Consider the following 18,828-nt stretch of genomic DNA (forward strand, 5'->3'; position numbering starts at 1 on the left):
CCGCCGTGCTGTGGTGGATCGTGCTCGCGGTGGTGCTCGCCACCCTCGTCGTGCTGGCCGTGGCCGTCCGGGGCGTGCTGAGCCGGCTGCCCGGCCTGCGCCGCGCGGCGGTGGCGTTGCAGCGCCGGCAGGCGGAGGCGCAGGAGCTGGCCGGTGCGGCCACGGCGCTGCAGGAGCGGGCCGAGGCGCTCCAGGACCAGCTGGCCACCGCCCAGCGGCGCATCGAGCTGATCAAGGCGAAGCGAGGCGGGTGACCGGGACCGGTCGCACGGTCCACTCGGGGGTGACGCCCCGACCCGATGATCTTCGCGTGGCGGCGCGGTTCTGCCCCGTTTCGCGCGGAAACGATCGGTGACTGCCTGTTGACGGGACATCCCGGGTTGGTCAAGACTTCACCGGCCGGGACGAACCACCGTCGCCCCGGTGGGTGGCATCGAGCCGATACGCACGTACGATGGGCTCCGACACACCCCTTGCTGTCTCACAGAGCGACTGGAGCTTCCCATGGGTGCCCTCAAGCCGTGGCACATCGCCGTACTCGTGGTCGTGCTGATCCTCCTCTTCGGCGCGAAGCGGCTCCCCGACGCGGCCCGCTCGCTGGGCCGCTCGCTGCGGATCATCAAGGCCGAGACCAAGAGCCTGCACGACGACGACCGCGACCTGGCCGAGAAGGCCGACGCCCAGGCGGGCTACCAGCCGCTGCCGCCGAACGCCGCGCAGCAGCACCCGCAGGCCGCGCCGTACCAGGCCCCGCCGCAGCAGCCGGTCGCCGACCCGGTGCAGCGCGTCCGCGACAACTGATCGAGGGGCCCGAGACCCGTGGCCTTCGCGCTGCGCAAGCGCGGCCCCAGCAACTTCCAGCGGGCCGCCGACGGCTCGATGACGCTCATCGAGCACATCCGGGAGTTGCGCACCCGCCTGTTCCGCGCCTCGCTGGGAATCCTGGTCGGCTTCGGTGTCGGGGTCGCGGTGGCCGGTCGGGTGCTGCACGTGCTGCAGATGCCGTACTGCGACCTGCCGAAGGCGCGGCTGGCCAACGGCGACTGCAACTTCGTCCAGCTCGGCCCGGCCGACCTGTTCCTCCTCCAGCTCAAGGTGGCGCTCTGGGTCGGCCTGATCATCGCGGCACCGATCTGGCTCTACCAACTGTGGGCGTTCATCGCGCCCGGTCTGCACCGGCACGAGCGGCGCTACGCGTACATATTCACCGGGCTGGCGGCGCCGCTGTTCGCGGCGGGCGCGGTGCTGGCCTTCTTCGTCACCTCCAAGGGCCTGGAGTTCCTGCTCAACGTCTCCGGCGGCGGGGACGTCACCACGACACTGGACATCACCCGCTACATCTCCTTCGTCACGAACCTGATCCTGCTGTTCGGGGTGGCGTTCGAGTTCCCGCTGATCGTGCTCATGCTCAACTTCGTGGGGCTGGCCAGCGGGAAGCGACTGCTGGGGTGGTGGCGGATCGCGGTGTTCGTGTTCTTCGCGTTCTCCGCGGTCGTCACGCCGACGCCGGACCCGTTCGGGATGACCGCCCTCGCCGTCTGCCTCTGCGCGCTCTACTTCGCGGCGGTGGGCGTCGCGTTCCTCAACGACAGGCGGCGCGGGCGGGGCAAGGAGATGTACGCGGGGATCGCCGACGACGAGGTGTCGCCGCTGGACCTCGACGCCGAACCGGTCGAGGCCGGGCAGCGGGTCGACGCGTCCGGCCCGATCGAGCCACCGGAGCCGGTCGCGGCTCCCGCGCCGATCGAGCGCCGTTACGACGACATGACCTGACCCTGGGTCACCACACCGGCACCGGCGGACACGCCGGCGCGACACGTGCGAACAGCGGAGGCCGCCCGGATGGGGCGGCCTCCGCCGTACCGGTAGGTTGCTCGCCGTGACCGCGGACGATCACCCCACCGTCGACCCCGACGGGCCCGTCGCCGTGCTGGCCAACCCGAGCGCCGGCCGGGGCCGCCACCGCGGCCTGCTCGCGCCGCTGCTGTCCCGGCTGGCCGGCGCGGGCCGGGAGGTGCGGCTACTGGAGGCGCGCAGCGCCGAGCAGGCCGAGGCGGTCTGCCACGCGGCGGTCGCCGGCGGCGTGGCCGCCCTCGTGGCGGTCGGCGGGGACGGCACCGTGCACCGCGCGGTGCAGGCGGTGGCCGGCACGTCGATCCCGTTCGCGCCGGTGCCGGCGGGCACCGGCAACGACTTCGCCACCGACACCGGATACCCGCCGGATCCCCTCGCGGCCGCCGAGGTGATCGCCGGGGCGCTGCGCGCCGGTCGCACCGGCCCCGTGGACCTCGCCCGCCTCACCGGCCCGACCGGTCCGCCACGCTGGTACGGGGCGGTGCTCGCGGCGGGCTTCGACGCCATCGTCAACGAGCGGGCCAACCGGATGCGCTGGCCGCGCGGGCCCCGCCGGTACGACCTGGCGATCCTCGTCGAGCTGGCGCGGCTGCGCCCCCGCCGCTACAAGCTGCGCCTCGACGGCGAGGCGCACGAACTGGACGCCGTGCTGGTGGCCGTGGGCAACTGCCCGAGCTACGGCGGCGGGATGCGGATCTGCCCCGACGCGGACCCGGCGGACGGCCTGCTCGACGTGGTGGTGGGCGGCCGGTTCGACCGGCGCACCCTGGTCCGGGTGAAGCCGAGCATCTACCAGGGCACCCACGTGCGGCACCCGCTGGTGACCAGTTACCGGGTCCGCACCGTCGAGCTGGCTGCCGAGGGCATCACCACGTACGCCGACGGGGAGCGGGCGCTGGACCTGCCCGTGACCGTCACGGCCGTGCCCGGCGCCCTGCGGCTGCTGCGCTGATCCGCGCCGCCGCCCGGGCCCAGGCCACCGTGCGTGGCCGGCGGCCGGGCGGCGTGCCCGGCGAACCGGCCCGCCCGGGGCGGCGGGACCAGGGCGCCGGGATCAGGGCTCAGGACGGCAGGGCGAGGTCGAGCACCGCGCCCAGGCCGTTGGGGCGGCCGGCGTCGGCGCAGGGGAGCACCAGCACCGCGCAGCCCGCGGCGGCGGCCCCGGCGTCGGCCGGCGTGTCGCCCACCATCAGCGTCTCCTCCGGGTCGACGCCGAGCATGCCGCAGGCGCGCAGGAAGATGCCCGGGTCGGGCTTGCAGCGCCCCACCTCGTACGACAGGACGAACGCGTCGACCAGGCCGGTGAGCTGCCACGCGTCGAACAGCGGGCGCAGGTCGAAGCCGATGTTGCTCACCACGGCGACGCGGACGCCCGCATCGCGCAGCGCGGCCAGCGTGGGCGCCGTGTCCGGGTAGGGAACCCAGCCGTCGGGGATGAGCACACGCTCGTAGAGCGCCTCGGCGAAGCCCTCGATGCCGGCGTCGACCGTCTCGGCCAACCCCGTGTAGGCCCCCCGGTGGGCGTGCGGGTAGAGGTCGCGCGCCGACCACAGCTCGGCCAGCCGGGGCGGCACGCGGGCCGGCAGCGGCCCGCCGGCGCGGCCGGCGGTGAGCAGCCGGTCGGCGAGGGCGGTGGCCCGGGCGCGGTCGAGGGTGACGCCGCAGGCCGCGGCGGCCTTCAGCACCCACTCGCGGGGCTCCTCCACCTGGGCGAGCGTGCCGTGGAAGTCGAAGAGCACCGCCTTGACCGGGCGGCGGGACGGCTCATGGCGGGCGGACGCGTCGGCGCCGCCCGGCGCGGGGGTCTGGGGCGGTTCGGGTTGCTCCGGCACGTGGTGCACCCTACCGACCGCCCCTGACGGCCCGTCCGGTCGGCCTTGCCGGGTGCCGCGCCCCGGCACGCATTAATCTTGGTGCCATGTCGAGCCCCGCCGAGCGGTACGCCGCGGCGCGCCGCCGGGCCGCGCAGGCCTCCATGTTCCCGGCGTTGGAAGAGTTCGCTCTCGACCTGGGATTCGACCTCGACGACTTCCAGCGCGAGGCGTGTCAGGCGTTGGAGCGGGGCAGCGGCGTGCTCGTCTGCGCCCCCACCGGCGCCGGAAAGACGGTGGTCGGCGAGTTCGCCGTCCACCTGGCGCTGCGCGGCGGAGCCCCGCGCGGTGGCGCGGAGGGCACGCCCGGCGGCGCGGAGAGCACGGTGGGCGGTGCGGAGGGCACGCCCGCGGGCGCGACCCGGCGCAAGTGCTTCTACACCACGCCCATCAAGGCGCTGTCGAACCAGAAGTACCACGACCTGGTCGACCGCTACGGCGCCGAGCAGGTCGGCCTGCTCACCGGCGACAACGCGATCAACGGCGACGCGCCGGTGGTGGTCATGACCACCGAGGTGCTGCGCAACATGCTCTACGCCGGCTCCAGCACCCTGGAAGGGCTCGCGTACGTGGTGATGGACGAGGTGCACTACCTCGCCGACCGGTTCCGCGGCGGCGTGTGGGAAGAGGTGATCATCCACCTGCCGGCCTCGGTGACCCTGGTCTCGCTGTCGGCCACCGTGTCCAACGCCGAGGAGTTCGCCGACTGGCTGGTCACCGTGCGCGGTGAGACCGCCGTGGTGGTCAGCGAGCACCGGCCGGTGCCGCTGTGGCAGCACATGCTCGTCGGCAAGCGGATGTTCGACCTGTTCCACGACGCCGACGCCGCCCGTAAGCACGACGTGCACCCGGAGCTGCTGCGCTACACGCGGGACACCATGCGCCGCCTCGAACTGGGCGAGGGGCGCAGCGCGGGACCGGGCGGCGGGCGGCGCGGGCCGCGCTGGCGCGGGCCCATGCGCCCGGACATCGTCGACCGGCTGGACCGGGAGGGGCTGCTTCCCGCGATCCTGTTCATCTTCAGTCGCGCCGGCTGCGACGCGGCCGTGCAGCAGTGCCTCGCCGCCGGGCTGCGGCTCACCAACCCCGAGGAGCGGGCGGAGATCCGCCGGGTGGTCGAGTCGCGGGTCACGGCGATCCCCGGCGAGGACCTCTCCGTGCTCGGCTACTGGGAGTGGCTGGACGGGCTGGAGCGCGGCCTGGCCGCCCACCACGCCGGGATGCTGCCCGCGTTCAAGGAGGTCGTCGAGGAGCTGTTCGTCCGGGGCCTGGTGAAGGCGGTCTTCGCCACCGAGACGCTCGCCCTGGGCATCAACATGCCGGCCCGCTGCGTGGTGCTGGAGCGGCTGGTCAAGTACAACGGCGAGGCCCACGTCGAGCTGACCCCCGGCGAGTACACGCAGCTCACCGGCCGGGCCGGCCGTCGGGGCATCGACGTCGAGGGGCACGCCGTGGTGGTGTGGTCGCCCGAGACCGACCCGCGGCACGTGGCCGGCCTCGCGTCGACCCGCACGTACCCGCTGCGGTCCAGCTTCCGGCCCTCGTACAACATGGCCGTCAACCTGGTCGGCAGCGTCGGCGCGGAACCCGCCCGGGCCCTGCTCGAGTCGTCGTTCGCCCAGTTCCAGGCGGACCGGTCGGTGGTCGGGCTGGCCCGCCAGGTGCAGCGCAACACCGAGACCATCGAGGCGTACGGGGCGGAGGCCGCCTGCCACCACGGCGACTTCGACGAGTACTTCGCGCTGCGGGTGGCGATCGCCGACCGGGAACGGGCGCTCGCCCGCCAGGGGCAGAGCCAGCGCAAGGCGGCCGCCGTGGCCTCACTGGAACGGCTGCGCGTCGGCGACGTCATCCGGGTGCCCTCGGGCCGCCGCGCCGGGCTCGCGGTCGTGCTCGACCCGGCCGCCGGCGGGTTCGGCGAGCCCCGCCCGCTGGTCCTCACCCAGGACCGCTGGGCGGGACGGGTGGGCCCGAGCGACTTCACGAGCCCCGCCGAGGTGCTGGCCCGCATCCGGGTGCCCAAGCACTTCAACCACCGTTCGCCGGCCGCCCGGCGGGACCTGGCGGCCGCGGTGAGCGGCACCGGGCTGGACCGGCACGGCGGCCGCCGGGGCGGGCGGTCCCGGCAGCCGGTCGGCGAGGACCACCGGCTCAGCCAGCTCCGTTCCGAGCTGCGCCGGCATCCCTGCCACGCCTGCCCGGACCGGGAGGAGCACGCCCGGTGGGCCGAGCGGCGTCGCCGGCTGGAGCGGGACACCGAGGAGCTGCGGCAGCGGGTGGCCGGGCGGACCGGTTCGCTGGCCCGTACGTTCGACCGGATCGTCGCGCTGCTCACCGCCCGCGGCTACCTGACGCCCGACGGCGCGGTCACCGACGCCGGCCGCATGCTCGGCCGGATCTGGACCGAGGCGGACCTGCTGGTCGCCGAGTGCCTGCGCCGGGGCGTCTGGGACGGCCTGTCCCCGGCCGAGCTGGCCGCCGCCGTGTCGGTGGTGGTCTTCGAGGCGCGCCGGGACGTCGACGAGCGGGCGTCGCTGCCGCGCGGCCCGGTCGCCGACGCGGTCGACGAGACGCTGAAGCTGTGGAGCGACATCGAGGCGGACGAGTCGTCCCGGGGCCTCGCGGTGACGCGGGAGCCGGATCTGGGCTTCGCGTGGCCGATCTACCGGTGGGCGCGGGGTGAGGCCCTCGCGAAGGTGCTCGCCAGCGGCCACGAGATCGACGGGGAGATGCCGGCCGGCGACTTCGTGCGCTGGGCGCGGCAGGTCGTGGACCTGCTCGGGCAGCTCGCCGACTCGTCGGGGGCGTCGGCCGACCTGCGGTCCACCGCCCGGCAGGCCATCGCCGCGGTCAACCGCGGTGTGCTGGCCTACCACGCGGCGGCCTGACGCGCCGGCCGAGCCCGGCACGCCCTGCCAGGGCGACGTCGCGGGCGGCGTCAGCCGCGGTCGGCCAGCGCGTCGACGAGGCGTCGCGTGGAGCCGGCGAGGTTCCACCGGCGGGCCAGCTCCAGCAGGCCGTCCGGGTCGACCGGGGCGCTCGGCAGCGCGGTGGGCAGCTCCGGGAGCGGCACGTCGAGGGCCACCCGGACCACCTTCGGGGCGACGGCCAGGTAGTCCCGGGCGGCGGCCAGCTTGGCGCGCAGCCCCGGCGCGAAGCCCGACCGGGGATCGTCGAGCGCCGCGAGGATGCCGGCGAGGTCGCCGTAGCGCGTGATGAGGCGCGCCGCCGTCTTCTCGCCGACGCCCGGCACGCCGGGCAGCCCGTCGCTGGGGTCGCCCCGCAGGGCCGCGAAGTCGGCGTAGCGGGCGGCGGGCACCCCGTAACGGCCCTGGACGGCCGCGTCGTCGCAGTCCTCCAGCTTGGCCACCCCGCGGCCCACGTAGAGCAGCCGCACCGGTCGCGCGTCGTCGACGAGCTGGAACAGGTCCCGGTCGCCGGACACGACCTCCACCGGGGCCGGCTGGGTCACCGAGAGGGTGCCCAGCACGTCGTCGGCCTCGTAGCCGGCGGCGCCGACGGTGGTGATGCCGACCGCGGCGAGCACGTCGAGGATCACCGGCACCTGCGGGGTGAGCGTGTCGGGCACCACCTCGCCGCCCTCGGGCGCGAGCCGGTGGGCCTTGTACGACGGCAGCAGCGCCACCCGCCACTCGGGCCGCCAGTCGTGGTCGAGAGCGCACACCATCCGGTCGGGCCGGCGCGTGCGGATCAGGGTGGCGAGCATGTCGAGGAAACCGCGCACCGCGTTGACCGGGGTGCCGTCCTCGGCCCGGGCGGCGGACTCGGGGACGCCGAAGTAGGCCCGGAAGTAGAGGCTCGGGGAGTCGATCAGCAGGATCGGGGGTCGGTGTGCCACGCCGGACAGCCTGGCACAGCCCACCGACGAACGACAGCACCGCGTCGGGTCGGCGGCCCGGGGCGTTCGCTCAGCGCCGGTCCTCCCGGCGGTACGCGGTCTGCCGCCGGGCGGCGGCCTGGACCAGGTAGCTGGTGAGCAGGAGCACGGCGGCGACGACCACCTCGACCCAGGCGGCCACCCCGTCGGCCGCGGTCAGCCCGACGACCAGCAGGATCAGGCCCACGAGGGCGAGCACGCCGGCCCAGAGGTTGCGTCGCCGGCGTACCACGTGGGGGTTCCGGGCGTTCCCTGCCACCGTCGGTCCCTCCGGTCCCGGCGCCCGTACGGCGCCCGTCCCCAGGCTATCGACCGGCGGGTCGGGGCAGGCGCGGAACGGGGATGCGCGGCGGGCGGTCCGGGGACGAACCGGGAGACGGTGCCGGCGGGGGAGGAGACGCGGCCCGCCGGAGCCGTCAGCGGCCGGCCACCGGCTGCGGGACCGGCGCGGCCTCGGCGTCGCGGTCGTGGTCGGTGAGGTCGCGCAGCCGGCGGACCGGGGAGAGCAGCAGCGCCAGCGGCGCGCACACCAGGGAGGCGGCGAAGAGCAGCAGCGTGGCCCGCGCCCCGATGGGCCCGGCGAGCGCGCCGGCGACGAGGCCGCCCACCGGGATCGCGCCCCAGGAGACGAACCGGACCGTGGCCATCACCCGGGAGAGCAGGTCGGGTGGGCTGGCGATCTGCCGGTACGTCCGGGTGGTCACGCTGAGCACCACCGTGCCGCAGGAGAAGACGACGTTGCCCGCGGCGAACGCCGCGTACGCCGGCCAGCCGGTGCCCAGGGGAACGAGGAACGCCCCGACGACGGTGACGAGAGCGGCGACGACGAGCGCGCGGGCCGTGCCGAGCCGGGCGGTGATCCGGTTGGTGAGCGCGGCCCCGACGAGCGCGCCGACGCCCTCGACGGCGAGCAGCACGCCGACGAGGCCGGCCGGGGCGTGCAGCTCGCGGACGAGGTAGAGGGGGTAGAGCGCGAGCTGGGCGCCGCAGACGAAGTTGATGGCGGTCGCCGCCCACATCCCGGGTCCCATGACGGGGTGGTGCGCCACGAAGCGCCAGCCCTGGCGGATCAGCGCGCCCATGGGCGGCCAGCGGTCCGGCGCGTCGACGCGGCGGGCGGGAAGGGTGCGCAGCAGTGCCGCGGAGACCAGGTAGCTGATCGCGTCGACCAGCAGGGTCGGCACGGCGCCGAGCACCTGCACGGCGAGGCCGCCGAGCGAGGGGCCGCTGAGCTGGGACGCGGCGTGGGTGGCGGAGGTGAGGCTGTTGCGCGACTGGAGCTGGTCCCGCTCGACGATGCTCGGCAGGAACGTCGAGTTGGCGACGTCGAAGAGCACGTTGGCGAAGCTGACGACGAGCGCGGTGACGACCAGGTGGGCGACGGTGAGCTGCCCCCACCACCAGGCCAGCGGGATCGACGCGACGGCGGCGGCGCGCGCCAGGTCGGCGCCCACCTGCGTGCCGCGCAGCGGCAGGCGTTGCGTGATGACCCCGGCCGGCAGCCCGATGACGATCCACGCCACGTAGCTGGCCGCGGCGATCAGGCCCATCTCGAAGGGGGACGCGTCGAGCACGGTCAGCGCGGTCAGCGGCAGGGCCACGGCGCCGACCGCCGACCCGACCAGGCTGGTCGTGCCGGCCGTCCACCAGCGCCAGAACGTTCCGGCTCCCGCACCGACGCCCATGCCGTCGCCCCCCCGTTCCGCGAGCCAGTCAGTTCCAATCTGAAACGGACTATAGTCGAGGCGGCACGACCCGTGGAGGTGGGAGGTGCGGCGAACCGATCTCGCCGACGCGGACTGCGGCATCGCGCAGGCGCTCGGCGTCCTGGGCGACTGGTGGACGTTCCTCATCGTGCGCGATGTCGCCGGCGGGACGACCCGATTCGACGCGCTGCAGCGGGCGCTCGGCGTCAGCCGGCGGGCGCTCACCGAACGGCTGGCCGCGCTCGTCGGGCACGGGGTCCTGGAACGGCGTCCGTACTCCCAGCACCCGCCCCGCTACGACTACGTGCTCACCCGCAAGGGCGAGGGACTGCTGCCGGCCCTCGTCGCGTTGCAGGACTGGGGCACCCGGCACGTCATGGGCGACGGCGAACTCACCGCGACGGCGCAGGCCGGGTCCGCCGAGGCCCGCCGGGCGCACGACCTGGTGGGACGGCGGCTGCCCGCGCTCACGCTGCCCGGGCCGGACGGGCGGCACGTCGCGCCGGCCGCCCAAGGCGAGTGGACCGTCCTGTACGTCTTCCCCGGGGCGTACGCGCCGGGCGCCGGGGACTACCCGCCCGGGTGGGCGGAGATCCCCGGCGCCCGGGGGTGCACGCTGGAGTCGGCGACGTACGCCGAGCGGTACGCGCACTTCCGGGCCGCCGGGGCGCAGGTGCGCGGGATCAGCACCCAGCGCCCCGACCAGCTCGCCGACTTCGCCGCGTACGCCCGGCTGCCGTTCCCGCTCCTGTCCGACCAGGACGGACGGCTCGCCGCGGGGCTGCTGCTGCCGACGTTCCGGGCCGGCGGGGTCGCGCGCCTCAAGCGGCTGACGCTGCTCGTCGACCCGGCCACGGTGGTCCGTGCCGTCCAGTTCCCGGTGACCGACCCGGCCGGCTCGGTGGACGAGATGCTCGACCTGGTCCAACGGGCCACCGCCGGCCGGTGAGGGGCCCCCTCGCGGGCGGGGCCCCACACCGTGCGCCTCACGGCAGGCGCCACACCTGGTTCGCGCCGCCGAAGCAGTCCCAGATCTGCAGCCGGGTGCCGTCGGCCGAGCTGTTGTCGGTGGCGTCCAGGCACTTGTTCGACTGCGGGTTGCGCAGCGTGCCGTTGGACTGGGCCTGCCACACCTGGGCGCCGGTGCCGTTGCAGTCCCAGAGCTGGACCTTCGTGCCGTTGGCGGTGCCGCCGCCGGCCACGTCGGCGCACTTGCCCAGCGCCCGCAGGGTGCCGTCGCCGCCGACCGTCCAGCGCTGCGCGGCGGTGCCGTTGCAGCTCCAGAGCTGGATGGCGGTGCCGTTGGCGGTGCCGGCCGCGGCCACGTCCACGCACTTTCCGGCGATGCCGGTGATCGGGCCGGTGCGCCCCGTGGGCGGGGTGCCGCCCATGACGGTGTCGTAGATGGCGCCGACCAGCGACGTCGAGTCGTTGCGGTCCTGGGACAGCTCCCAGTTCATCATCCCGCCGGCGTTGGCCATGGCCCACTGGGTCTTCCGCTTCACCGTCGGTACGCCGTTGTAGCACTGCTGGACCCCGCCGACGGTCGTGCAGTCCCGGTTGGCGTTGGCCGGGTCCATGCCCACGAGGGCGGAGTACGTGTAGTAGCCGGGGCGGCTGTAGAAGGGCACCCCGAGCACCGCCTTGGCGGCCGGCAGGCCGCGCGACTTCCAGCCGTTCACGCTGGCGATCGACCAGTCGTAGTTGGCGTGCGGGCTGCCGCCGTCGTACGCCATGATGTTCAGCCAGTCGACCTGCCCGAAGACCGACGTCGGCACGCCCTGGACGTAGTAGCCCTCGGAGACGACGGCGGCGGTGAGGAGCTTGCCGCGGCTGTGCAGGGCGCTGCTGAGCTGCTGCATCAGCAGGCCGTAGTTGGTCGCGGAGGCGCCCGGGTCGGGGTACTCCCAGTCCATGTCGACGCCGTCGAGGTGGTACTGGTCGACGAAGGTGACCACGCTGTTGACGAAGGTGGTGCGGGTGCTGGCGTTGGCGGCCAGCGCCTCGAAGGCCGAGTCGTCGCCGTTGTTCCACCCCCCGATGGCGATCGACACCTTGACGTTGTTCGCGTGGCCGAGCGACACCAGCTGGGAGAGCTTGCCGGGGTTCTCCACGGGGCGGAGGGTGCCGTTGCTGTTGGGCAGCACGAAGGCGTAGTTGACGTGGGTGAGCTTGCCGTACTGGACGGCGGTGACGTCGCCGCTCCAGGAGGGCAGGTAGCCGACGCTCTTGAAGTTGTTCGGCAGCACCGCGGCCTCGGCGGTCGCGGGGGAGAGGGCGAGGGTGGCGCCGGCGGTGGCCAGCGCCAGCAGGCCGGCCGCGAGGGCGGAGCGGCGGGGTGGTGAGGACATCGAGGGCCTTCCCGTGGAGGGTCGCGGTGCGCCGCGGCCGGGGCGGTCGGAGCCGCCGGGCCGGGCGTACGGGTGCGGACAGGGGTTCCTCGAGGCAGCCAAATCTTAAAGAGTGTTAACTATCAGAGTCAACGATGTTGCTCGATGGATCGGAGAGCGCTTCCCGACGCGCCGGCTGCTAGGTCAGCGCCCAAACGACCGTTAAGCTGACGGGCGTGGGAACCGATGCCCTCTATCCGCCGGAGCGGTTGGCCGCCGCGCGCCGGGCCACCGCCGCCGCGGGCCTTTCCGCGCTGCTGCTCACGCCCGGCTCCGACCTGCGCTACCTGACCGGCTACGACGCGCGCGTGAGCGAGCGGCTGACGTGCCTCGTGCTGCCCGTGGAGGGCGAGCCGACGCTCATCGTGCCGACGCTGGAACGGCCCGCCGCGGAGGCGTCCCCCGCGCCCGACACCGGCGTGCGCATCGTCGACCACGCCGACGGCACCGACCCGTACCCGCTGGTCACCGCCGCCCTCGGCGGGCCCGTGGCCGCCGTCGGGCTGGCCGACCGGATGTGGGCCGAGCAGGTCCTCGCCCTGCGCGCGGCCCTGCCCGGCGCCCGGCAGCGGCTCGCCGGCGACGTGCTGCGGGAGCTGCGCGTGCGCAAGTCCCCGGCCGAGGTGGCGGCGCTGGCCGAGGCCGGCGCGGCGATCGACGCCGTGCACCGGCGGATGGGGGAGTGGCTGCGCCCGGGCCGCACCGAGGCCGAGGTGGCCGCCGACATCGCGGCCGCGATCCGGGCCGCCGGCCACGTGAGCGTCGACTTCGTCATCGTCGCGGCCGGGCCCAACGGGGCGAGCCCCCACCACAGCACCTCCGACCGCCCCATCGGCGCCGGCGAGCCGGTCGTCGTCGACATCGGCGGCACCATGCCGTCGGGCTACCGCTCGGACTGCACCCGCACGTACGTGACCGGCGGGCCGGCCCCGGCCGAGTTCAGCGACTACTACGACGTGCTGTGGGAGGCGCAGCGCGCGGCCGTGGCGGCCGTACGCCCGGGGGTGAGCGCCGAGGCGGTCGACGCCGTCGCCCGGGACATCATCACGGTCGCCGGCTACGGTCCCGCCTTCCTGCACCGCACGGGGCACGGTATCGGGCTGGACGGGCACGAGGAGCCCTACGTCGTGGCCGGCAACGCCCGGCCGCTGGAGGCCGGGATGGCCTTCTCCATCGAACCCGGCATCTACCTCGCGGGGCGGCACGGCGCCCGGATCGAGGACATCGTCGTCTGCACGACGGACGGCGGGCAACGGCTCAACACCACCCCCACGGAGCTCATCGCGCTATGACTGTCGATCGGATCCTGCCCACCGACGAGGCCCGCGACCTGCTGGACCTCGCCACCGAGCTCGCCGACCGGGAACTCGCGCCGAAGGTCACCGCCTACGAGGAGCGCGCCGAGTTCCCCCGCGAGGTGCTGCGCACCCTGGGCCGCGCCGGGCTGCTCGGCCTGCCCTACCCCGAGCAGTACGGCGGCGCGGCCCAGCCGTACGAGGTGTACCTGCAGGTGCTGGAGATCCTCGCCAGCCGCTGGCTCGCGGTCGCCGAGGCGGTCAGCGTGCACACCCTCTCCTGCTACCCCCTCGCCCAGTTCGGCACGGACGAGCAGCGCAAGCTCCTGCCCGACATGATCGGCGGGGAACTGCTCGGCGCGTACTGCCTCACGGAGCCGCAGGGCGGCTCGGACGCCGCGGCGTTGACCACGAGGGCGGCGCGCGACGGCGACGGGTACGTGCTCACCGGCACCAAGGCGTGGATCACCCACGCCCGGGTGGCCGACTTCTACACCGTCTTCTGCCGCACCGGCGGGCCCGGCCCGAAGGGGATCTCCTGCCTGCTCGCCGACCGGGCGACGCCGGGCATCGTGCCCCAGGCCGCCGAGCGCACCATGGGGCTGCGGTCCTCGCCGGTCGCGCAGATCGCGTTCGACGGCGCCCGGGTGCCGGCGGAGCGGCTCATCGGCGCCGAGGGGACGGGCTTCACCATCGCCATGTCGGCGCTGGACTCCGGACGGCTGGGCATCGCGGCCTGCGCGGTGGGCCTCGCCCAGGCGGCGCTGGACTACGCGGTCGACTACGCCCGGCAGCGGCGGCAGTTCGGCCGGGCGATCATCGACTTCCAGGGCCTCGGCTTCATCCTGGCCGACCACGCCACCCAGATCTCCGCGGCGCGGGCGCTGACGCTCGCGGCCGCCCGCCTGCGCGACGCCGGCCGGCCGTACGCCACCGAGGCGGCCAAGGCGAAGCTGTTCGCCACCGACGTGGCGATGCGGGTGACCACCGACGCGGTCCAGGTGCTGGGGGGCGCCGGCTACGTGGCGGACCACCCGGTCGAGCGGTACATGCGCGAGGCGAAGGTGCTCCAGATCGTCGAGGGCACCAACCAGATCCAGCGCGTGGTGATCTCCCGGGCGCTCGCGAAGGGCTGACTGACCGACGGTGGCGAGGCCGGTGCGGTCGGTCGATCGCGGCCCCGCCGGCCCGCCCCGGCCGCCCTGCCTCGTCGCCGTGGCGCGTTTTTCCCGGTAGGTTGCACGCCGTGGAGGAGACCGACCGTGCCATCGTCGCCGCGCTGACCGCTGACGGGCGGCTGTCGTACACCGATCTGGCCGAGAAGGTGGGCCTGTCGGTCTCGGCGGTGCACCAGCGGGTGCGCCGGCTGGAGCAGCGGGGCGTCATCAAGGGGTACGCGGCGCGGGTCTCGTTCGAGGCGCTGGACCTGCCGCTGACCGCGTTCGTGGCGATCCGGCCGTTCGACCCGTCCCAGCCCGACGACGCGCCCGAGCGGCTGGCCCACCTGCCGGAGATCGACTCGTGCTACTCGGTGGCGGGGGAGGACTTCTACCTCCTGCTGGTGCGCGTGGCCGGCCCGGCGGACCTGGAGCGGGTGCTCCAGGAGATCCGCACGGCGGCGAACGTCACGACCCGCACGACGGTCGTGCTCTCCACCCCGTACGAGAACCGGCCGCCGAAGATCAGTGCCGAGCAGCCGAATCGGGCGCGGTCCCGGGCGCCGGAGGAGCGGGCTGGTTCCAGCGCAGGATGACGCGCCGCCCGTGCTCGTGGCCGAGCACGCTCACGGTGGCGGTGTCCAGCCGCAGCAGCCCGCCCGCCGACGGGGGCAGGCCGATCCACCGCGCGCCGAGCACCCGCAGGCTGTGCGCGTGGCCGACCAGCGCGACGGTGCCCCGGTCGAGCAGGGGGGTCACCCGCGCGAGCACCCGGTCGAGGCGCTCACCGACCTGACCCGGGGACTCCCCGCCGGGGCAGCCGTCGGTCCAGATGTTCCAGTGCGGGTCGTGCTCGTGGATGTCGACGGTGGTGCGGCCCTCGTACTTGCCGTAGTTCCACTCGGCGAGGTCCTCGTCGACGGCGTCGACGGTGAGCCCGGCGAGCTGGGCGGTGCGCAGCGCCCGGATCCGGGGGCTGGCCAGCACGGTGACGAAGCGCCGGCCGGCCAGGAAGGCGGCCAGCGTGCGGGCCTGCCGCTCGCCGTCGGGGGTGAGCTCCAGGTCGGTGTACGACGTGTGCCGGCGACTGGCGCTCCAGGTCGTCTCGCCGTGCCGGATCAGCAGGATCTCACCCATGCGCCCAGTTAACCATCGTGGTCGTGAGCGTCGGGCGGTGGTGCCGAGGGGCGGTCACCCGGCCAGGGACTGGGTGCCGAGGACGGTCAGCAGGGCGAGCCGTTCGGCGTCCTCGGTGCCCGGCGCCGCGGTGTAGACCATGATCCGCAGGTCGCTGCCGGCGACGGTGAGCACGTCGCAGTCGAGTGTCAGCGTGCCGACGTGCGGATGGTCGATGGTCTTGCGGGCGGACTCGTGCCGGCCCACGACACCCGAGTCCCACAGCTCGGCGAAGCGGTCGCTGCGCGCCCGCAGCTCGGTGACGAGCCGTCGCAGGCGCGGGTCGTCGGGGTAGCGTGCGACGGCGGAGCGCAGGTCGCCGACCAGCGCGGTCTGGAGGCCCAGGCGCTCCTCGGGGGTGAGTCGGGTGCGGGAGTCGGAGCCGAGGAACTGCCGCCACACGCCGTTGTTCTCCTCGGCCCGCCGCGCGGAGGGGTCACCCATGAGCGCCGCGTACGGCGGGTTGGCCACGAGCAGCGTCCACGACGCGTCGTAGACCGCGACGGGGGTGCCGGCCAGCCGGTCGAGCAGCCGCTGGACGCTCGCGGTGATCTCGGTGGGCATGGTGTGCGGGCCGGGTGGCGCCAGCCCGGCCAGCCGGTGGAGGTGGGCGCGCTCGGCTCCGGAGAGCCGCAGCGCCCGGGCCAGGGCCGCGACGACCTGCGCCGAGGGATGGGACGCGCGGCCCTGTTCGAGGCGGGTGAGGTAGTCGACGGAGATGCCCGCCAGCAGGGCCAGCTCCTCCCGGCGCAGGCCGGCGGCGCGCCGTGGTCCGCCAGCCGGCAGTCCGGCGGCCTCGGGGGGCACCCGGTCGCGCCAGCGGCGCACCGTCCGCCCGAACTCCGTGGTCGTCACGCCTCCAGTCTGCCGCGACGGCGGCGGCCCGGGGTGGCCCTGACGGTCCCAGGAAGACCGGGCGCCTGGCTGGTCGCCCGGCGCGGGCGCAGCGTGGGGGCATGACGACGACACTGATCACCGGAGCGAACAAGGGACTCGGGTTCGAGACCGCCCGGCGGCTGGTGGCCGCGGGGCACACCGTCTGGGTCGGCAGCCGGGACGCGGAACGTGGCCGCCGGGCCGCCGAGCGGCTCGGCGCCCGGTTCGTCCTGCTGGACGTCACCGACGACGCCTCGGTGGCGGCGGCGGTGCGGGCGGTCGAGGCCGAGGGCGGGTTGGACGTGCTGGTCAACAACGCCGGTATCGAGGGGCGCACGGCGGACAACGGGATCGTCGGCGCGGGGGAGGTGACCGCCGAGCACATGCGGACGCTGTTCGAGACGAACGTGTTCGGGCTGGTCCGGGTCACCCACGCCTTCCTGCCGCTGTTGCGGCGCTCGGCCGCGCCCGTCGTGGTGAACGTGAGCAGCGGCCTGGCGTCCCTCACCGCGCTCACCGACCCGACGACGCCGGCGTACGGCTATCCCGGTGTCGCGTACCCGGCGTCGAAGGCGGCGGTCAACGCGGTCACCGTGCAGTACGCGAAGGCCTTCCCGCGGATGCGGATCAACGCGGTGGAGCCCGGTTTCACCAGGACGGACCTCAACGGGCGGACCGGCACGCAGACCGTCGAGGAGGGCGCCGAGATCATCGTCCGGATGGCCCAGGTGGCTCCGGACGGCCCCACCGGCACGTACGTGGCCGCGTCCGGGCCGCTGCCCTGGTGACGTTACCTATCTTCCTAGGACGCCATACGCGGTGGGCGGCCACGCACACATGCGCGGAGGCACCCACGGGGGTTTGCGGACGAGCACGCCGGGCAGGCGACGGAACGGATCGGCGGCACACCGAGGAGGCGAGATGAGCTTCACCGACCGGGCGAAGGAGCGCATCCAGGAGTTGGCCGGCGCCGTGAAGGAGCGGATCGGCGACGCCACCGACAACGAGCGGCTGCGGGCCGAGGGCGCGAGCCAGCAGAGCACGGCGCGGGCTCAGCGTACGGAGGCCGGGCGGGACGTCCGCGACGCGTTCGACAGGTGAGGCGCGTACGCGGGCATGCGAAGGGGCCCGTCACCCCGCGAGGGTGACGGGCCCCTTCGTGGCGCGGTCAGTCGTCGCGGTGGGCCGCCCACCAGGCCTGCCCGGACTCGGGCAGGGTGTCGATCGGGTCGTAGTAGGCGTAGCGCTTGTTGAGCGCTTCGAGGTCGGCGGACTCGATCGAGGTGCGGTAGTTCTTGGTCCAGTAGGAGATGCCGCGCTCGCGGTCGTACTCGGTGAGCATGTGCACCCAGCGCTTGCCGACGAAGGGCACGTCGCAGACGATCCGCGGGGTCGCGTACCCGGGCAGGTAGCCCATGATGTCGTGCTGGAGCTGCTGGGCGTGCCAGACCGGGACGCGCCAGTGCTCGGCGTTGGGGATCATGTCGCACATGTAGAAGTAGTACGGCAGGATGCCGGCCTCGCCCTGGAGCGCGAAGCAGAGGTCGAGCAGGTCCTTCGATGTGGCGTTGACGCCGCGCATGAGGACGCCCTGGTTGCGGACGTCGCGGACGCCGACGTCGAGCGCGGTCTGGGCGGCGCGGGCGACCAGCGGGGTGAGCGACTGGGCGTGGTTGACGTGCGTGTGGATCGCGAGGTTGACGCCGCGGCGGGCGGCCGTGCGGGCGACGCGTTCGAGGCCCTCGACGACGTCGGGCTGGAGCCAGTGCTGCGGCAGGCCCATGAGCGCCTTGGTGGCGAGCCGGATGTCGCGGATGGTCTCGATCTCGAGCAGCCGCATGAGGTAGCTCTCGAGGTTCTTCCAGGGCACGTTGGCGACGTCTCCGCCGGAGACGACGACGTCGCGGACCCCGGGGTGGGCCTTGAGGTAGGTGATGTGGGCGTCGTAGCGGTCGACCGGTTTGAGGGTGAGCTTGAGCTTGTCGACGGTGGGGGTGGAGTTGCCGACGAGGTCCATGCGGGTGCAGTGGCCGCAGTACTGCGGGCAGGTGGAGAGCAGCTCGGCGAGGACCTTGGTGGGGTAGCGGTGGGTGAGGCCCTCGGCGACCCACATGTCGTGCTCGTGCAGTGAGTCGCGGGTGGCGTACGGGTGGGAGGGCCAGTCGGTGCGCCGGTCGGAGGCGACGGGGATCATGTAGCGCCGGACGGGGTCGGCGTAGAAGGCGTCGGTGGTGACGGGCGCGAACGGCACCATGGTGTTGAGCATCTGCGGCGGCACGAGCATCGACATGGTGGCGTGCGTGGCCTGGTCGGCGGCGAGGTCGTCGTAGAAGGTGTCGTCGACGAGGTCGCCGAGGACGGCGCGCAGCTGCTTGATGTTCTTGACGCAGTTGACCCGCTGCCACTGGGCGGATTCCCACTGCTCGCGGGTGACGTGGCGCCAGCCGGGGAAGCGGGTCCAGTCGGGTTCGACGAGTGGGGCCCGCCGGTACTCGTAGGGCTGTCCGGTGGTGGGGACCGCTGCCGGGGTGGGGCGGGCAGTGGGGATGGTCTCCACCGGTTGTGTCTGGGTCACGGCCCCTCCTCAGTGTGGTGCGGGTGATCA

Annotated in this window: 19 protein-coding genes; 11 read left to right on the plus strand and 8 right to left on the minus strand. The window is 74.3% G+C overall.

Annotation, left to right across the window (positions count from 1 at the left end):
• The first annotated feature begins 5 nt into the window (after nt 1–5).
• The 4 genes from D7I43_RS04210 to D7I43_RS04225 all read left to right on the plus strand — a co-directional run bounded on the left by D7I43_RS04210 (nt 6) and on the right by D7I43_RS04225 (nt 2,806).
• Nucleotides 6–254 (plus strand): hypothetical protein, encoded by a 249-nt coding sequence (locus D7I43_RS04210; RefSeq protein ID WP_120327019.1) that lies wholly within the window; start codon nt 6–8, stop codon nt 252–254.
• 250 nt (nt 255–504) lie between these two features.
• Nucleotides 505–801, plus strand: coding sequence for a Sec-independent protein translocase subunit TatA (tatA, locus tag D7I43_RS04215; protein WP_120327020.1), 297 nt, complete (start codon nt 505–507; stop codon nt 799–801).
• Between the two features lie 18 nt (nt 802–819).
• Complete coding sequence (gene tatC / locus D7I43_RS04220; protein WP_120327021.1) at nt 820–1,773, plus strand: twin-arginine translocase subunit TatC; 954 nt, start codon at nt 820–822, stop codon at nt 1,771–1,773.
• 97 nt (nt 1,774–1,870) lie between these two features.
• Complete coding sequence (locus D7I43_RS04225; protein WP_120327022.1) at nt 1,871–2,806, plus strand: diacylglycerol kinase family protein; 936 nt, start codon at nt 1,871–1,873, stop codon at nt 2,804–2,806.
• A 109-nt stretch (nt 2,807–2,915) separates the two neighbouring features.
• On the opposite strand, the gene D7I43_RS04230 is transcribed toward D7I43_RS04225, so the two are convergent.
• Nucleotides 2,916–3,686 carry an HAD family hydrolase gene (locus tag D7I43_RS04230; RefSeq protein ID WP_120327101.1) on the minus strand — a complete coding sequence of 257 codons (771 nt, stop codon included), beginning with the start codon at nt 3,684–3,686 and terminating at the stop codon, nt 2,916–2,918.
• Between the two features lie 86 nt (nt 3,687–3,772).
• Here D7I43_RS04230 and D7I43_RS04235 point away from each other — a divergent pair, with 86 nt between their 5' ends.
• Entirely contained in the window at nt 3,773–6,613 is a 2,841-nt protein-coding gene (locus tag D7I43_RS04235; protein ID WP_120327023.1) for a DEAD/DEAH box helicase, read from the plus strand.
• Nucleotides 6,614–6,663: 50 nt separating this feature from the next.
• On the opposite strand, the gene D7I43_RS04240 is transcribed toward D7I43_RS04235, so the two are convergent.
• From D7I43_RS04240 to D7I43_RS04250, 3 genes are all read right to left on the minus strand, one after another.
• Nucleotides 6,664–7,584: a 5'-3' exonuclease gene (locus D7I43_RS04240; protein ID WP_120327024.1), complete on the minus strand. Its 921-nt coding sequence runs from the start codon at nt 7,582–7,584 to the stop codon at nt 6,664–6,666.
• Between the two features lie 70 nt (nt 7,585–7,654).
• A complete protein-coding gene (locus D7I43_RS04245; protein WP_120327025.1) occupies nt 7,655–7,882 on the minus strand; it encodes a hypothetical protein in 228 nt (75 codons plus the stop codon).
• 157 nt (nt 7,883–8,039) lie between these two features.
• The gene (locus tag D7I43_RS04250; RefSeq protein WP_120327026.1) at nt 8,040–9,308 is read right to left on the minus strand and encodes an MFS transporter; all 1,269 of its coding nucleotides are present in this window, start codon (nt 9,306–9,308) and stop codon (nt 8,040–8,042) included.
• An 85-nt stretch (nt 9,309–9,393) separates the two neighbouring features.
• Between D7I43_RS04250 and D7I43_RS04255 the strand changes: the two genes are divergently transcribed.
• Nucleotides 9,394–10,278 carry a winged helix-turn-helix transcriptional regulator gene (locus tag D7I43_RS04255; RefSeq protein WP_120327027.1) on the plus strand — a complete coding sequence of 295 codons (885 nt, stop codon included), beginning with the start codon at nt 9,394–9,396 and terminating at the stop codon, nt 10,276–10,278.
• A 37-nt stretch (nt 10,279–10,315) separates the two neighbouring features.
• On the opposite strand, the gene D7I43_RS04260 is transcribed toward D7I43_RS04255, so the two are convergent.
• The gene (locus D7I43_RS04260) at nt 10,316–11,680 is read right to left on the minus strand and encodes a glycosyl hydrolase family 18 protein (protein ID WP_120327028.1); all 1,365 of its coding nucleotides are present in this window, start codon (nt 11,678–11,680) and stop codon (nt 10,316–10,318) included.
• A gap of 215 nt (nt 11,681–11,895) precedes the next feature.
• Here D7I43_RS04260 and D7I43_RS04265 point away from each other — a divergent pair, with 215 nt between their 5' ends.
• The 3 genes from D7I43_RS04265 (at nt 11,896) to D7I43_RS04275 (ending at nt 14,767) form a co-directional block, all read left to right on the plus strand.
• A complete protein-coding gene (locus tag D7I43_RS04265) occupies nt 11,896–13,011 on the plus strand; it encodes a M24 family metallopeptidase (protein ID WP_120327029.1) in 1,116 nt (371 codons plus the stop codon).
• Nucleotides 13,008–14,150 carry an acyl-CoA dehydrogenase family protein gene (locus D7I43_RS04270; RefSeq protein WP_120327030.1) on the plus strand — a complete coding sequence of 381 codons (1,143 nt, stop codon included), beginning with the start codon at nt 13,008–13,010 and terminating at the stop codon, nt 14,148–14,150. The genes D7I43_RS04265 and D7I43_RS04270 overlap by 4 nt, the downstream gene beginning before the upstream one ends.
• Nucleotides 14,151–14,260: 110 nt before the next feature.
• Complete coding sequence (locus D7I43_RS04275) at nt 14,261–14,767, plus strand: Lrp/AsnC family transcriptional regulator (RefSeq protein WP_120327031.1); 507 nt, start codon at nt 14,261–14,263, stop codon at nt 14,765–14,767.
• On the opposite strand, the gene D7I43_RS04280 is transcribed toward D7I43_RS04275, so the two are convergent.
• Both D7I43_RS04280 and D7I43_RS04285 read right to left on the minus strand, forming a co-directional pair.
• Nucleotides 14,697–15,308, minus strand: a complete 612-nt coding sequence (locus D7I43_RS04280) for a histidine phosphatase family protein (protein ID WP_120327032.1) — start codon at nt 15,306–15,308, stop codon at nt 14,697–14,699. The two genes, D7I43_RS04275 and D7I43_RS04280, sit on opposite strands and share 71 nt — an antisense overlap.
• A 54-nt stretch (nt 15,309–15,362) precedes the next feature.
• Entirely contained in the window at nt 15,363–16,202 is an 840-nt protein-coding gene (locus tag D7I43_RS04285; RefSeq protein ID WP_120327033.1) for a helix-turn-helix transcriptional regulator, read from the minus strand.
• A gap of 101 nt (nt 16,203–16,303) precedes the next feature.
• Between D7I43_RS04285 and D7I43_RS04290 the strand changes: the two genes are divergently transcribed.
• Together D7I43_RS04290 and D7I43_RS04295 are read left to right on the plus strand one after the other, a co-directional pair.
• Nucleotides 16,304–17,011, plus strand: coding sequence for an SDR family NAD(P)-dependent oxidoreductase (locus tag D7I43_RS04290; protein ID WP_120327034.1), 708 nt, complete (start codon nt 16,304–16,306; stop codon nt 17,009–17,011).
• A 133-nt stretch (nt 17,012–17,144) separates the two neighbouring features.
• A complete protein-coding gene (locus tag D7I43_RS04295; protein WP_120327035.1) occupies nt 17,145–17,324 on the plus strand; it encodes a CsbD family protein in 180 nt (59 codons plus the stop codon).
• Between the two features lie 67 nt (nt 17,325–17,391).
• On the opposite strand, the gene D7I43_RS04300 is transcribed toward D7I43_RS04295, so the two are convergent.
• Nucleotides 17,392–18,798: a KamA family radical SAM protein gene (locus D7I43_RS04300; RefSeq protein ID WP_120327036.1), complete on the minus strand. Its 1,407-nt coding sequence runs from the start codon at nt 18,796–18,798 to the stop codon at nt 17,392–17,394.
• Nucleotides 18,799–18,828 lie beyond the last annotated feature (30 nt).

Source organism: Micromonospora globbae, from assembly GCF_003610785.1.
GTDB lineage: Bacteria > Actinomycetota > Actinomycetes > Mycobacteriales > Micromonosporaceae > Micromonospora > Micromonospora globbae.

Coding starts and splice junctions, on each gene's coding strand:
- tatA (WP_120327020.1), top strand. CDS start 505: ATGGGTGCCCTCAAGCCGTGGCACATCGCCGTACTCGTGGTCGTGCTG.
- D7I43_RS04235 (WP_120327023.1), top strand. CDS start 3,773: ATGTCGAGCCCCGCCGAGCGGTACGCCGCGGCGCGCCGCCGGGCCGCG.
- D7I43_RS04290 (WP_120327034.1), top strand. CDS start 16,304: ATGACGACGACACTGATCACCGGAGCGAACAAGGGACTCGGGTTCGAG.
- D7I43_RS04260 (WP_120327028.1), bottom strand. CDS start 11,680: ATGTCCTCACCACCCCGCCGCTCCGCCCTCGCGGCCGGCCTGCTGGCG.
- D7I43_RS04295 (WP_120327035.1), top strand. CDS start 17,145: ATGAGCTTCACCGACCGGGCGAAGGAGCGCATCCAGGAGTTGGCCGGC.
- D7I43_RS04250 (WP_120327026.1), bottom strand. CDS start 9,308: ATGGGCGTCGGTGCGGGAGCCGGAACGTTCTGGCGCTGGTGGACGGCC.
- D7I43_RS04280 (WP_120327032.1), bottom strand. CDS start 15,308: ATGGGTGAGATCCTGCTGATCCGGCACGGCGAGACGACCTGGAGCGCC.
- D7I43_RS04270 (WP_120327030.1), top strand. CDS start 13,008: ATGACTGTCGATCGGATCCTGCCCACCGACGAGGCCCGCGACCTGCTG.